The organism is Enterobacter sp. 6722112 (assembly GCF_058661685.1).
Genome location: NZ_JBZWGR010000007.1, coordinates 39,685 through 52,770 on the forward strand (window position 1 = coordinate 39,685; position 13,086 = coordinate 52,770).

18 protein-coding genes are annotated in these 13,086 nt (G+C 52.9%); 10 read left to right on the plus strand and 8 right to left on the minus strand.

All coding sequences use genetic code 11. The annotated features are described in order from the left end of the window. Positions 1-76 precede the first annotated feature (76 nt). Both ubiC and ubiA read left to right on the plus strand, forming a co-directional pair. Positions 77-574, plus strand: a complete 498-nt coding sequence (gene ubiC, locus AC4OVU_RS01585) for a chorismate lyase (protein WP_063151715.1) — start codon at positions 77-79, stop codon at positions 572-574. Between the two features lie 12 nt (positions 575-586). Beyond that, positions 587-1,453: a 4-hydroxybenzoate octaprenyltransferase gene (ubiA, locus tag AC4OVU_RS01590; protein WP_110292443.1), complete on the plus strand. Its 867-nt coding sequence runs from the start codon at positions 587-589 to the stop codon at positions 1,451-1,453. 92 nt (positions 1,454-1,545) lie between these two features. On the opposite strand, the gene plsB is transcribed toward ubiA, so the two are convergent. After that, positions 1,546-3,966: a glycerol-3-phosphate 1-O-acyltransferase PlsB gene (plsB, locus tag AC4OVU_RS01595; protein WP_003860322.1), complete on the minus strand. Its 2,421-nt coding sequence runs from the start codon at positions 3,964-3,966 to the stop codon at positions 1,546-1,548. A 154-nt stretch (positions 3,967-4,120) separates the two neighbouring features. On the opposite strand from plsB, the gene AC4OVU_RS01600 reads away from it, so the two are divergent. The 4 genes from AC4OVU_RS01600 to AC4OVU_RS01615 all read left to right on the plus strand — a co-directional run bounded on the left by AC4OVU_RS01600 (position 4,121) and on the right by AC4OVU_RS01615 (position 6,936). Beyond that, positions 4,121-4,489 (plus strand): diacylglycerol kinase, encoded by a 369-nt coding sequence (locus AC4OVU_RS01600; protein WP_017382619.1) that lies wholly within the window; start codon positions 4,121-4,123, stop codon positions 4,487-4,489. A gap of 108 nt (positions 4,490-4,597) precedes the next feature. Next, a complete protein-coding gene (gene lexA, locus AC4OVU_RS01605) occupies positions 4,598-5,206 on the plus strand; it encodes a transcriptional repressor LexA (protein WP_003860318.1) in 609 nt (202 codons plus the stop codon). 63 nt (positions 5,207-5,269) lie between these two features. Continuing rightward, entirely contained in the window at positions 5,270-6,607 is a 1,338-nt protein-coding gene (gene dinF / locus AC4OVU_RS01610; protein ID WP_023302925.1) for an MATE family efflux transporter DinF, read from the plus strand. Positions 6,608-6,726: 119 nt separating this feature from the next. Continuing rightward, the gene (locus tag AC4OVU_RS01615; protein ID WP_003860314.1) at positions 6,727-6,936 is read left to right on the plus strand and encodes a CsbD family protein; all 210 of its coding nucleotides are present in this window, start codon (positions 6,727-6,729) and stop codon (positions 6,934-6,936) included. Positions 6,937-6,983: 47 nt separating this feature from the next. Here AC4OVU_RS01615 and zur read toward each other — a convergent pair whose 3' ends face one another. Beyond that, the gene (gene zur / locus AC4OVU_RS01620; RefSeq protein ID WP_006810484.1) at positions 6,984-7,496 is read right to left on the minus strand and encodes a zinc uptake transcriptional repressor Zur; all 513 of its coding nucleotides are present in this window, start codon (positions 7,494-7,496) and stop codon (positions 6,984-6,986) included. Between the two features lie 117 nt (positions 7,497-7,613). Here zur and AC4OVU_RS01625 point away from each other — a divergent pair, with 117 nt between their 5' ends. From AC4OVU_RS01625 to AC4OVU_RS01640, 4 genes are all read left to right on the plus strand, one after another. Beyond that, the gene (locus tag AC4OVU_RS01625; protein WP_017382621.1) at positions 7,614-8,102 is read left to right on the plus strand and encodes a cupin domain-containing protein; all 489 of its coding nucleotides are present in this window, start codon (positions 7,614-7,616) and stop codon (positions 8,100-8,102) included. Between the two features lie 192 nt (positions 8,103-8,294). Further along, positions 8,295-9,581 carry a conjugal transfer protein TraF gene (locus AC4OVU_RS01630; protein ID WP_176601513.1) on the plus strand — a complete coding sequence of 429 codons (1,287 nt, stop codon included), beginning with the start codon at positions 8,295-8,297 and terminating at the stop codon, positions 9,579-9,581. Positions 9,582-9,934: 353 nt separating this feature from the next. Continuing rightward, positions 9,935-10,462 carry a Panacea domain-containing protein gene (locus AC4OVU_RS01635; RefSeq protein WP_223862365.1) on the plus strand — a complete coding sequence of 176 codons (528 nt, stop codon included), beginning with the start codon at positions 9,935-9,937 and terminating at the stop codon, positions 10,460-10,462. 5 nt (positions 10,463-10,467) lie between these two features. After that, positions 10,468-10,929, plus strand: coding sequence for a hypothetical protein (locus tag AC4OVU_RS01640; RefSeq protein WP_032634262.1), 462 nt, complete (start codon positions 10,468-10,470; stop codon positions 10,927-10,929). A 34-nt stretch (positions 10,930-10,963) separates the two neighbouring features. On the opposite strand, the gene AC4OVU_RS01645 is transcribed toward AC4OVU_RS01640, so the two are convergent. The 6 genes from AC4OVU_RS01645 to AC4OVU_RS01670 are packed head-to-tail and all read right to left on the minus strand — an operon-like array spanning position 10,964 to position 12,967. After that, the gene (locus tag AC4OVU_RS01645; RefSeq protein WP_032634264.1) at positions 10,964-11,236 is read right to left on the minus strand and encodes a pyocin activator PrtN family protein; all 273 of its coding nucleotides are present in this window, start codon (positions 11,234-11,236) and stop codon (positions 10,964-10,966) included. A gap of 49 nt (positions 11,237-11,285) precedes the next feature. Further along, positions 11,286-11,843, minus strand: coding sequence for a 3'-5' exonuclease (locus AC4OVU_RS01650; protein ID WP_045911479.1), 558 nt, complete (start codon positions 11,841-11,843; stop codon positions 11,286-11,288). 2 nt (positions 11,844-11,845) lie between these two features. Continuing rightward, complete coding sequence (locus tag AC4OVU_RS01655) at positions 11,846-12,022, minus strand: hypothetical protein (RefSeq protein ID WP_164474154.1); 177 nt, start codon at positions 12,020-12,022, stop codon at positions 11,846-11,848. Further along, entirely contained in the window at positions 12,022-12,234 is a 213-nt protein-coding gene (locus AC4OVU_RS01660; RefSeq protein WP_045339460.1) for a hypothetical protein, read from the minus strand. The genes AC4OVU_RS01655 and AC4OVU_RS01660 overlap by 1 nt, the downstream gene beginning before the upstream one ends. Further along, positions 12,231-12,440: a hypothetical protein gene (locus AC4OVU_RS01665; RefSeq protein WP_045339458.1), complete on the minus strand. Its 210-nt coding sequence runs from the start codon at positions 12,438-12,440 to the stop codon at positions 12,231-12,233. Before AC4OVU_RS01665 ends, AC4OVU_RS01660 begins: the two co-directional genes overlap by 4 nt. Next, the gene (locus AC4OVU_RS01670; RefSeq protein WP_045339479.1) at positions 12,428-12,967 is read right to left on the minus strand and encodes a hypothetical protein; all 540 of its coding nucleotides are present in this window, start codon (positions 12,965-12,967) and stop codon (positions 12,428-12,430) included. The genes AC4OVU_RS01665 and AC4OVU_RS01670 overlap by 13 nt, the downstream gene beginning before the upstream one ends. Positions 12,968-13,086: the final 119 nt, after the last annotated feature.

Genomic DNA, 13,086 nt, shown 5'->3' on the forward strand with positions numbered 1-13,086 from the left:
CTAAATTTGGTTTGTCCGTCCTCATTTTGCCAATCTGCGATACAATGCCTTTACGTTATGTATCGGAGAGTCTGGCATGTCACACCCCGCGCTAACGCAGCTGCGTGCGCTACGCTATTTCGACCAAATACCCGCGCTTGACCCGGAGCAACTGGACTGGCTGCTGCTGGAAGATTCCATGACAAAACGTTTTGAGCAACAGGGTAAAACGGTCACGGTGACGATGATTCATGAAGGGTTTGTCTCGCCTGCGGAGATTGCCAGCGAGCTGCCGCTGCTGCCGCAAGAAGAACGCTACTGGCTGCGTGAAATTTTACTGTGTGCAGATGGCGAGCCGTGGCTTGCCGGGCGGACGGTGGTTCCTGAGTCTACACTTTCCGGGCCGGAGCTGGCATTGCAACGCCTCGGCAAAACGCCCCTGGGGCGCTATCTGTTCACCTCGTCTGAACTGACCCGTGATTTTATTGAAATTGGTTGCGATGCCGATTTGTGGGGGCGCCGTTCCCGCCTTCGTTTGAGTGGCAAGCCGTTAATACTGACGGAACTCTTTTTGCCTGCATCGCCGTTGTACTAAGAGGGAGAAAAAATGGAGTGGAGTCTGACGCAGAATAAGCTGCTGGCCTATCACCGCCTGATGCGTACTGATAAACCCATTGGCGCGCTGCTGCTGCTGTGGCCGACCTTATGGGCGCTGTGGGTTGCCACGCCGGGCGTGCCGCCGCTGTGGATCCTGGCGGTGTTTGTGGCGGGCGTCTGGCTGATGCGCGCTGCGGGCTGTGTGGTTAACGACTATGCTGACCGGAAATTTGATGGACATGTTAAGCGCACCGCGAATCGTCCTCTGCCGAGCGGTCAGGTGACCGGGAAAGAGGCGCGCATTCTGTTTGTGGTGCTGGTGCTTCTCTCTTTTATGCTGGTGTTAACCCTTAACACCATGACCATTCTGCTGTCCGTTGCTGCTCTGGCGCTGGCCTGGGTTTACCCGTTCATGAAGCGATACACCCATCTGCCGCAGGTGGTATTGGGTGCGGCATTTGGCTGGTCGATTCCCATGGCGTTTGCCGCGGTCAGCGAGTCCGTTCCGCTCAGCTGCTGGCTGATGTTCCTGGCGAATATTCTCTGGGCCGTTGCGTACGATACCCAATACGCGATGGTCGATCGCGATGACGATCTCAAGATTGGCATCAAATCGACGGCGATCCTGTTTGGTCGTCACGACAAACTTATCATCGGCATATTGCAGGTGGCGGTGCTGGCGCTGATGGTGGCGATTGGTCGCCTGAACGGGCTGAACTGGGAGTTTTACTGGTCCGTACTGGTGGCGGGGCTGCTGTTTGCGTATCAGCAGAAGCTGATCGCGAAGCGCGAGCGTGAAGCCTGCTTTAAAGCGTTTCTGAATAATAACTACGTCGGGCTGCTGCTGTTTCTGGGCCTGGCGATGAGTTACTGGTGATAAAAAAGCCGGGTGGCGGCTTCGCCTTACCCGGCCTACGATTTAGCGGAACATATAGGCCGGGTAAGCGTTAGCGCCACCCGGCTTTAGCATCACTCGCCCTGCGTCGAACTCTCAATCGTCAAACGCACATCCGCGGTAATCAGCTCTGCCAGCATCTGGTAAACCTTCATCGTCTCTTCCGGCTCGGCATCGCCCGTATCGCTAATGTACCCTTCGTCGCGCAGCGTCAGCACCAGGGAGCTGAATACCGCTTTGTCGAAGAATTCCGGGGCGTTAATGCCATGCAGAACGGAAAGGCGCTGGGCCAGCGTCCGGCTCTCTTTTTCCAGCGTACCGCGGTTGATGGACGGATTTGCACTCAGCAACCAGAAGGTAATGGCGTAGCGCTGCAACGTCTCACGCGCACCGGAAGCCAGAAGCTGCAAGGTACGGGAACGTGACGGATTGATATGCAGTTCATCATCACTGATGGTAATCAGCCCCTGACGATGCATCTCTGCCGTCATTTTATCGAGCTCTGCCGCCAGTTCATCCTTACTCCAGCGCAGGAACAGCTCCGCTTTCAGCATTGGGTAGATGGCCTGAATATGGCGCAGCAGCTCCTGACGCGAAATCCGGCGGTGCTGGGTAATAATGGCCGCCATCAGCGACGGCAGCATCAGCATGTGCGTGATGTTATTGCGGTAGTAGGTCATCAGCACGGCCTGCTCGCGCGGCAGAATGATGATGTCACCAATCGTATCTTTCTCGACTTCGAACTTGTTCATCTGCAACGCGTGATCGATCAGCTCGCTGGCGGTGGCAGACGGCACGGTCGAATCAACGGAATACGGCACGTTGCGCATGATATCCAGGTAGCAGTCAATCTGCTCGGTCAGCTGTTCGCGGGTCAGTGAACGCTGGCGGGAGGCCAGAAGCGCAGTACAACACAGGTTCATGGCGTTTGCCGCACCAGCATTGTTGATGCGTACCATCAGCTCGGATGCAATGCCGTTGACCGTTGGCGTCAGCCAGGCCGGACGTACCGCTTCGATAGGATCGATAGACTCGCGCCACTCCGGAACATGATGGTTCAGATATGTCATCAGCGGCAGGGGCTCGCCAAAGTTCACGTAGCCCTGGCCGAGGTTGCGCAGTTTACTCAGCCCACGCAGCATCTGCGGCAGACTCTCTTTCTCTTTGGTTGCACCGCGCAGCTCTTTCGCGTAGGTGCCCACTTCCATCACGTGTTCATAACCGATGTAAATAGGCACCAGCGTGATAGGACGCGTACCGCCACGCAGCATGGCCTGAATGGTCATCGACAGCGTGCCGGTCTTCGGATCGAGCAGACGACCGGTACGCGAGCGCCCGCCTTCAACAAAGTACTCCACGGAATAACCGCGGCTGAACAGCTCGCCCAGATACTCCCTGAAGACGGTGGAGTAAAGCTTGTTACCCTTAAAGGTACGACGAATAAAGAACGCACCCAGACGGCGGAAAATCGGGCCTGCTGGCCAGAAGTTCAGGTTGATACCGGCAGCAATATGCGGCGGCACCAGACCCTGGTGATAGAGCACGTAAGAGAGCAACAGGTAGTCCATGTGGCTGCGGTGGCAGGGCACATAGACAATCTCGTGGCCGTCGTGCGCTAACTGACGTACGCGCTCGGCGTTGTGGACGTTAATCCCCTGATAGAGGCGGTTCCACGTGAAGCCAAGGATACGGTCAGAGAGGCGAATCATCTCGTAGGAGAAATTCGCGGCGATCTCTTCCATCAGCGCTATCGCGTTCTGCTGCGCTTTCTCGTGCGAAATTTTCTTGCTGCGCGCTTCGTCTTCTACGGCACGGGCAATCGCTTTGGAAGCCAGCAGCTTGTTGAACAGATCCTGACGTGCCGGGAGACGTGGTCCAACGGCCGCCAGACGCTGACGTGCAAAGTGCATACGCGCAACGCGCGCCAGCTTTTGCGCAATGATTTTGTCAGTGCCGTGTTCATCCGCCATGCGGCGCAGTGAAACGGAAGGTGAGAAGCGGACAAAGCTGTCGCGTCCCAGCCAGGAGACGGCGAAGAACTTCTGAATGCCGTTGAGCATACGCAGCGGCGGGTTCTCTTCCCCTTTTTCGCGCCCCGGACGACGGCCAAACATCACCGACACCGGCACCATCTGCACATCCAGATCGGGGTTGCTGCGGTGCAGATCGAGGTAATCATGGAACAGCTTAATGGACTCTTCTTTCGGCGTGTAATAGGTGAACACGCGCGGCCCGCCATGGATGAACACGTAGCGCGGCAGCAGCGTACCGTCGACTTCCAGCGGTTCAAGCGGGTCAGGTAAATCGTGCGCCAGACATTGAGCGCGAAGCGTCAGCAGGTCTGCCTTCGAGTTATAAGGCAAAACGTACATAATAGGGCGCGACGTATCGAGCCCTAATTCCAGCGCAGGTTCTGCTGGGATAGACTTACTTTTTACCAGGACGCTTAATGGTAAATTAAGTAATTTGTAGTAAATTCGTGGCCAGCCGGACATAAACGATGTAAAGCCTCTGGTTAATAATGCAATTGCGGCGCAAGGATAACAGAAAGCGCGCAAAATTTCTGTTGTTACCCGTCATACTTCAGGTTGCAGCAAAACGCGCTGCGGCTTTAGTTACAGACGCTATTTATCATAAAAGGTTCTTTTAATGGCCAATAATACCACTGGGTTAACTCGAATCATTAAAGCTGCCGGTTATTCATGGAAAGGTTTCCGCGCGGCATGGGTTAATGAAGCCGCTTTCCGCCAGGAAGCGGTTGCCGCAATCGTTGCCGTTGTCATCGCCTGCTTCCTTGATGTTGATGCTATCACCCGCGTACTGCTCATCGGATCTGTCCTTCTGGTGATGATAGTGGAAATTCTGAATAGCGCTATTGAGGCCGTTGTTGACCGAATCGGGTCGGAATTCCATGAACTGTCTGGCCGGGCGAAAGACATGGGTTCCGCTGCCGTACTGCTGGCGATTATCACTGCGGCGATCACCTGGGTCACGCTGCTTTGGTCGCATTTCCGATGAGCCTCGAGGAATAATTAAGTCCCTGGTTTTTTGTGCAGTTTTTGGTTCCAAAATCGCCTTTGACTGTATATACTCACAGCATAACTGTATATACACCCAGGGGGCGGTATGAAAGCGTTAACGACCAGGCAGCAAGAGGTGTTTGATCTCATTCGGGATCATATCGGCCAGACGGGTATGCCACCCACGCGTGCAGAAATTGCGCAGCGTCTGGGCTTCCGTTCTCCTAATGCTGCCGAAGAGCACCTTAAAGCGCTGGCGCGTAAGGGCGTGATTGAGATTGTTTCCGGCGCCTCACGCGGCATTCGTCTGCTTGTGGAAGAAGAGAGCGGTATTCCACTGGTGGGCCGCGTTGCCGCAGGTGAACCTCTGCTGGCGCAGCAGCACATCGAAGGGCACTATCAGGTTGACCCAGGCATGTTCAAGCCGAGCGCCGATTTCCTGCTGCGCGTTAGCGGAATGTCCATGAAAGATATCGGTATTCTGGATGGCGATCTGCTGGCGGTACACAAAACGCAGGATGTGCGTAACGGGCAAGTCGTGGTGGCGCGCATTGATGATGAAGTGACGGTTAAGCGCCTGAAAAAACAAGGCAATACCGTGCAGCTTCTGCCTGAAAACAATGAATTCTCCCCGATTGTGGTGGATCTCCGCGAGCAGAGCTTCTCTATTGAAGGGCTGGCGGTCGGCGTTATCCGCAACGGTGAATGGCTGTAATCTCTTCCTGACAGGCTGTAGTTCCTCTACAGCCTGGCCTGTTTTCTGATTCCGGTAATTTCCATGGCATTGCTAACTTCTGCCGATAAGGCGTTGTGGCGTCTTGCGCTACCGATGATTTTTTCCAATATTACCGTTCCTCTGCTGGGGCTGGTGGATACGGCGGTTATCGGGCATCTCGATTCGCCGATTTATCTTGGCGGCGTCGCGATCGGCGCAACGGCGACCAGCTTCCTCTTTATGCTGCTGCTTTTTCTGCGCATGAGTACGACAGGCCTGACGGCCCAGGCGTATGGTGCAAAAGATCCCCTGCGTCTGGCGCGTGCGCTGGTTCAGCCGCTCATTCTGGCATTCGGTGCCGGCGCGTTAATCGTTCTGTTGCGTACGCCGCTGATTGATCTTGCGCTCCATATTGTAGGCGGCAGCGATGCCGTACTGGAACAGGCCCGGCGGTTCCTCGAAATTCGCTGGCTCAGCGCGCCCGCTTCACTGGCAAACCTGGTCCTGCTGGGCTGGCTGCTGGGCGTGCAGTACGCCCGCGCGCCGGTGATCCTGCTGGTGGTGGGCAACCTGCTTAACATTGTGCTCGATCTCTGGCTGGTGATGGGGCTGCACATGAACGTCCGGGGCGCGGCGCTGGCCACGGCGATTGCCGAGTACGGTACGCTGCTGATCGGTTTGGGGATGGTCTGGCGCGTGCTGGCGATGCGCGGTATCACCCTGGATCTGCTGAAATCGGCCTGGCGCGGCAACATTCGAAAGCTGCTGGCGCTTAATCGCGACATCATGCTCCGTTCGCTTCTGCTGCAACTCTGCTTTGGTGCATTAACCGTTTTTGGTGCGCGTCTTGGGCCTGAGATCGTTGCCGTCAACGCAGTGCTCATGACATTACTGACCTTTACCGCTTACGCGCTGGATGGTTTTGCTTACGCCGTGGAGGCGCATTCAGGGCAGGCCTATGGCGCGCGTGAAAGCGGCCAGTTACGTGAAGTCTGGCGTGCTGCCTGTCGTCAGGCGGGCCTGGTAGCGCTGGTCTTTGCTCTGGTGTACGCCTGTTTTGGTGGGCATATTGTCGCGCTACTCACCTCGTTGCCCGCGCTACGTGAGCTGGCCGATCGCTACATCCTCTGGCAGGTAGTATTACCGGTGGTGGGCGTGTGGTGCTATTTGCTGGACGGCATGTTTATTGGTGCGACGCGAGGGGCGGAGATGCGCAACAGCATGGCCGTCGCGGCGGCGGGGTTCGGCCTGACGCTGCTAACCCTGCCGTATCTCGGCAATCATGGTCTGTGGCTGGCGCTGGCGGTGTTTCTCTCACTGCGTGGCCTTTCGCTGGCCGTTATCTGGCATCGTCACTGGCGAAACAATACCTGGTTTCCAGCCCCGCACGATATATCGTAACGGTTAAAGATTCCGAATATAAAAACAACTGCCGAATCCTTAACTACAATAATAATCACGTCCAGCAGAAAAGAACGAAGCGGACGATACTCATAGACGCTTAACACGAGGACACGATTATGAATAAAGACGAAATCGGCGGCAACTGGAAGCAATTCAAAGGTAAAGCGAAAGAACAGTGGGGTAAGCTGACAGATGACGATATGACCGTCATTGAAGGTAAGCGCGATCAGCTGGTAGGTAAAATCCAGGAGCGCTACGGTTACGAAAAAGATCAGGCGGAAAACGAAGTCAAAGACTGGGAAACCCGTAACGACTACCGCTGGTAACCGGCACTATCCCCAAGGGCGGCCCTGAGCCGCCTTTTTCTTTGGCTTTAACGCGGCTTTTTCTTCACCAGGATAGAGTGATCGTGCTGACAGGCATCCTGATGGCGGCATGACTCCACCTCCACGCAGGCAGAACATAAGCCGTGGGCTTCAATCACGTTATGGCGCAGCGCAAAGCCCATTCTGGCTGCCAGCGTATGCATAATATCTTCCACACCTTCCGCACACTCTTCCTTCACCACACCACAGCGATCGCAGATAAACATGGCGGACGTGTGAGTTGGCTGGTCAAAAAGATGGCACAGCACATAGCTGTTTGTTGATTCCACTTTATGCACAAACCCTTGCTCCAGCAGGAAATCCAGCGCCCGATAAACGGTCGGCGGTTTTGCCTGCGGCTCGCTTTCACGCAGCAGATCGAGCAGATCGTAGGCGCTGATGGCACCCTGTTGCAGGCTCATCAGACGCAGTACCTCAAGGCGCTGCGGGGTCAGGCGCACATTGCGTTGCGCGCACAGCTTTTCAGCTTGCGCTAACAGCTCTTTTGTGGACTTGTCCATCGGGCACCTCGGATATGGTAAGGGGTGAAAACATTCACTTTATCATGTTCTGCTAAAAACACCGAGATCCGCCAGGCTGTGCTATACCTGACGCATCGCAAATCAGGAGATCGCAAAATGAAAAGACCTGACTGTATTCGGCACTGGCGGGACGTGGAAGGCGCTGATGACGCAACGTATCCTGACAGCAACGAACGTTTTTCTGTTGGCGCGCCGCTGGCCCGCAGGCTGGGTCTCGGCCGCATTGGTATTCACCATGAACGGCTGCCACCCGGACGCCGTACGTCTTATCCGCATGCGGAAAGCGACGAAGAGGAGTTTGTTTACGTTCTGGAGGGTTACCCTGAGGCCTGGATCAATGGCTATTTATGGAAGCTCGAACCCGGAGACAGCGTGGGATTTCCAGCCGGGACGGGCGTGTGTCATACCTTTATCAACAATACCGATGAAGAGGTGCGCTTACTGGTGGTGGGTGAGGCCAATAAAAAACATAACCGCATCTACTATCCGCTCAATCCGGTGTATGCCGCGACGCGCGAAGACCGCTGGGTCGACCATCCGCCTCAGTTTTTTGGGCCGCACGATGGAAAACCTGGGCGAAAATAATTTCCTCTTCTATAAATATTGATGGTCGTCACATATTACAACAGGCCGGGATGGAATTTAACTTAAGGAAATAGCGGGTCTTTTTGCACTTATTCACAGCAATAGTTCGTTCCTGTTTGGGTGATAACAGACAGGGTTAACTAATAACAAACTATTTACGAGCACACTGTGAAAAAACATTTTAAATTTTCGATGGTTAGCATCGCTGTCTCCTTTTTTATGGCAAATCAGGCGGGAGCAGCCAATACCTGGACGGAAGCGCGTAGCGACGCAATGGGCGGAACGGGTGTCGCGGCAGGGAGCTATGGCAGCGGGGCGTTAATCAACCCCGCGTTACTGGCAAAATCTAAGCCAGAGGATGATGTGACGGTCATTTTGCCGTCCGTTGGCGTGCAGGTGACCGATGAAGACAATCTTCAGGACGAGATTGATACCATTAACGACAAAATCAATCATTACAAGGATGTGGTTGATAGTCTGACCCCCATTGAAGTTATCACCAATCCATTAGGTTCGATCAATCAGTTCCAGGGCGCAGCTAAAGATCTCGCTGATGAACTGGACTACCTGAAAGGCAAGACCGCACACGCCACCGCAGGGGCGGGGATTGCCGTCAGTATCCCTAACGATGTTCTTTCCGTGGCCTTTATGGCAAAAGGCTATGCCCATGGCCGGGTCAGCTCTTCAATCGATCAGCAGGACATTGATTATCTGCGCGGTATACAACGAAGCGATGCGGTGGCTGCCGGTGTGGCGCTGGATGCCGCGCTAAACGGTACCGATCAGATCACCAAAAACCTTAACTCTACGGCGTCTGGTCGGGCGGCGATTGTGTCCGACTACGGTATTGCGGTGGCCCGTCAGTTCGATCTTGGCGGCGTTCCGGTTTCCGTTGGCGTCACGCCGAAGCTGCAAAAAACCTGGCTCTATAACTACACCACCTCAATCTACGATTACGACAGTAATAAGTGGAACGACAGCCGCTACCGTACCGACGACACTGGCTTCAACGTCGATGCCGGTATTGCTGCTGATTTTGGTGAAAACTGGACGGTCGGCGTGAGCGGGCAAAACCTGATGTCGCGCGATATCGATACCAAAGATATCCGCATTCGCAATGGGCGCACGGGAGAGGTGGTGAGTTATAAAGACACCTATCAGATTCGTCCGCTGGTCACTGCCGGGGCCGCCTGGCACAACGATCTGGTCACGCTGACCGCAGATGGCGATCTGACCGAAACCAAGGGCTTTAAAAGCGAAGACACCTCCCAGTACGTTGGCGTCGGTGCCGAAGTCACGCCACTGAGCTGGCTGGCAGTACGCGCCGGTTATCGTGCGGATATGAAAGGGAACGACAGCAACGTCTTTACCGGCGGTGTCGGTTTCGCGCCGTTCAACTCCGTCCACGTTGACCTGATGGGGCTTTATGGCGAAGACGAGACCTGGGGTGCAGGGGCACAGTTGAGCATGACGTTCTAAAGTACACCGGAGGCGCTGCGCCTCCGGCTTTTCTTTGTGCTATAGTAGCGCCCCTTTTCCACCAGATGCTTAAAACTTCGCCATGTCGTCAGAATTCCAGACCGCTTTCCCTGCACACCGTTTCTCCATTGCGCCAATGCTCGATAGGACGGATAGTTCAGTTAAATCGGTGGATTTGGTGTGTCATGGGGTTCTATTGGGAACCTGTTGTCTTAACTTTTCTATTCATATCTATTCATTGAGCATCATTTGCTCAGGTATTAAATTGACCGGATATGCCCACAGGTATTAAAATCACTTAAAACAACTGCGGTTGTTAGGTTTTAAAGTCACATTTGATGAAGGATAACTTGATGCTAAATATTAGATTCGATTCAGAAAAGGCTTTAGAGGCCATTCTGTACGTCGCCTCTAAAGCACCAATTCCTGACATCTACCATGTTGGTAAGATTTTGTATTATGCCGACCGGTTTCATCTGGAGGCGTTTGGTCGTCTTATCACTGGCGATCAGTATAACGCCATGAAAGATGGCCCGGTTGCCAGCAATACATACGACATCATTAAGATAGCCAGAGGTGACGGTCGCTACATTCCAAATGGATGTGATACTGACTCAGTGCGTAAGGCATTCTGTATCGCTGGTATGAATGTGGTTCCTCGTCGTAAACCAGATGAAGATTTTCTGAGTGAGTCCGATTTAGAGTGTATCGATAAGTCAATCGAGATGCTCGGTGAAATGTCTTTCGAAGAAATCAAAAACATGAGCCATGATGCTGCATGGGAAGCTGCTGATAGAAATGGTGAGATGCCACTTGAATCCATCATCGGTCAGCTTCAAAATAGCGAAATGATTTTGGATTATCTTCATAACGGATATTGATACTTATGCTGGGTGATAGCTTTCCTCCTGAATTTATGGCTAGTTTTAGTCGAGATAGAGGCATATCACCTGGCGATGTTTTGTATCTTCACTGCGAGTTTACTACTCCTCCCAAAGTGAAGTTTATGGTAGTAGTTTGCTGTGAGCCTCTTCTAGTTCTCTTGATAAACTCTGAAGTTAACCCATTCATCCAGAGAAATGCGTCAATGATGGCGTGTCAGGTAGCTGTTAACCAAAAAGACCATGATTTCCTTGACTGGGATTCTTTTGTGAATTGCATTGAAGCGCATGCAGCGTTCGATCTGGAGGTTATAAAAGAGCAAATAGCCACAGATTATGGTGGGATTTTGAAGGGGCGAATTACGGACCCTTGCATGCAACAGGTTCGAAATGCAGTTAATGTTTCTAAAACCATGGTTACGCGTCACAAAAAAGCGATCCTTTCTGCTCTTCAGGAATATGAATAAACCCGCTTTCAACGGGTTTGTTATCTTTTGCCCTTTAACTATTTTTCGGTTTAGCTGTTCTAACTCTCTCCCACTCAACTCGTCCCTCTTCCCTTCTCTTGTCGATATACTCTGCAAGATCCTGAATATTAATACAGCGCTTTGCTTTCTGAGAGGTTCCCACACGATAGGTTGGGATAGGCAACAGGCAGGCATTAGCTTTTGCCTCTGCTGTTGCCGGACTCATGCCGAAATACTTCTGGCATACCACTGAAAGTTCAATATTTGGGGTGTTGAACTCAGCCATAAGAAAAAAAAGAGTATTCATGGATTCTCCATAGCCCGGCTGCACCCGGGCGTTTAGGTTTATTCTTCTGTCAGGTGGGCAGCAGGCGCTGCCAAATTGCTGACACATATTTCGCCTGGTGGCGGGCATCGGCTAGTGCGTTGTGGGCTACACCATCAAATGACATATTGCGCTTTGGGTCGAAACCAAGTTCTTTGCCAAGCAGTACCATGGTGCGCACATCGCTATCGTTCCAGAATTGCCATGGGCAGATGTGGCCGGCGCGCTCATACGCAGAACGTAAAATCACGTTGTCGAAATTGGCACCATTGCCCCAGACTTTCAGATGACGTGGGTTGTCAGAGTTGCGGCTGACGAACGCGCTCAGTTCGGAGAGAGCTTTAGTGATGTGCCTGGTATCGTCGGTACAAATCGCGGCGCGAGCCTCTGACGATTGCTTTAGCCACCACAGAATGGTGTCACCATCAGGAGCAGCCCCTTGCTCCATAGCGCTGGTGAGATCCACAGCAGCATAGAACTCTGCGCCCATATATCCGCTTTGCGGATCAAAGAATACCGCGCCGATCGCGACAATGGGGGCTGTGGGCTTCTTACCCATTGTTTCTAAATCGATCATTAAATGGTTCATATTTAGCTCTCAAATTTCCAGGAATGGTTTATTACTTCCGTCACATCGCCACGACACGGGTTATCTAATTTCTGGCTACCACACTGGCCGTACTCAACGTCTACCCAATCTGAAATATCTTTATCTGTTGCCTGATCCGGAACATCTATTTCTGCGGTTACGATGATTGTCTTAGTCATCAATCATCATCCTCAACGTGGTCAGATGAGGCCAAAAGGGGATTTATCCTTTTACTTACCTGTCTGGCGTAGCCGGTTCGACCGAGATTGTGTAGCACACCGTAGATGGCGAACATTTCGGTTCGCTCGTCGCCAATATCAAGCTCACAGGCTAGCGTGTGGCATTCAGTAGCGAGTGCCGATATCTTCTTAAGCAATTCGACCTTATTCATCTTTCACCTCCTGCTGCACCGCCTTTGCGAAGTTGGTTAATTTCTGCGTCGAGGCTCATACGCTGATCCAGCGACTCAGTTAAAGCTGCAAATGTCACGTCTAGACGCGTTGCCAGCTCACAAATAAGCTGGGCTTTTTCAGGTGGCAGTTCGGATAAGCTGGCGTATGCCGCTGCAACCAGTTCTTTAATTTTCATGCGTTGCATTTACGGACCTCCATCAACTCGTTGAACCGAGTCATGAAAAGCCCGTAAGCCTGGCCTGGGCGAAGAGGAATGACCTGGATAATATCGCTGGTGGGGATTCCTTTGAGGCACGGCCATTCGGTGCCGTCGTCAATCTCCAGATCGCGGCGTTCGGTCGCTAACATTGTGAGGTCTGCATACTTCACAACAGACGACATTTCTGCCGGTAATCCAAAGACAGTACGAATCAGACCATCAACGCGGGCTTCAATACGGCGATAATCAGGAAGCAGGGCTTTAAGCGGTGCCGGTACATCCTGGCAATACGCTTCAGCCGCATCATGCATCAGGGCTTCAAATGCAAACTCTGGCGGTACAATTTGGCTCGCTAAGACAGAATGCTGGGCAACGCTGTAGAACTCTGGAAGATGGCCAGCAAAGCGACAAATGTTGGACAGAGCGTTTGCGATATCTTCAATATCAACGTCGGCGGCAGTTGGGTTAATGAAATTAAACTTTTTGCCGGAAAGCGTTTGTATATAACTCATAATCGAATCTTCTCCATTTTTTTGCAGCTGCACCTGCGGCGATTTTTAGTTGTACGAATCCCTCGCCGGATGGCGATATTTAAAGGAATTACGCTTCACTAATAACCCCGTAGCCGGGG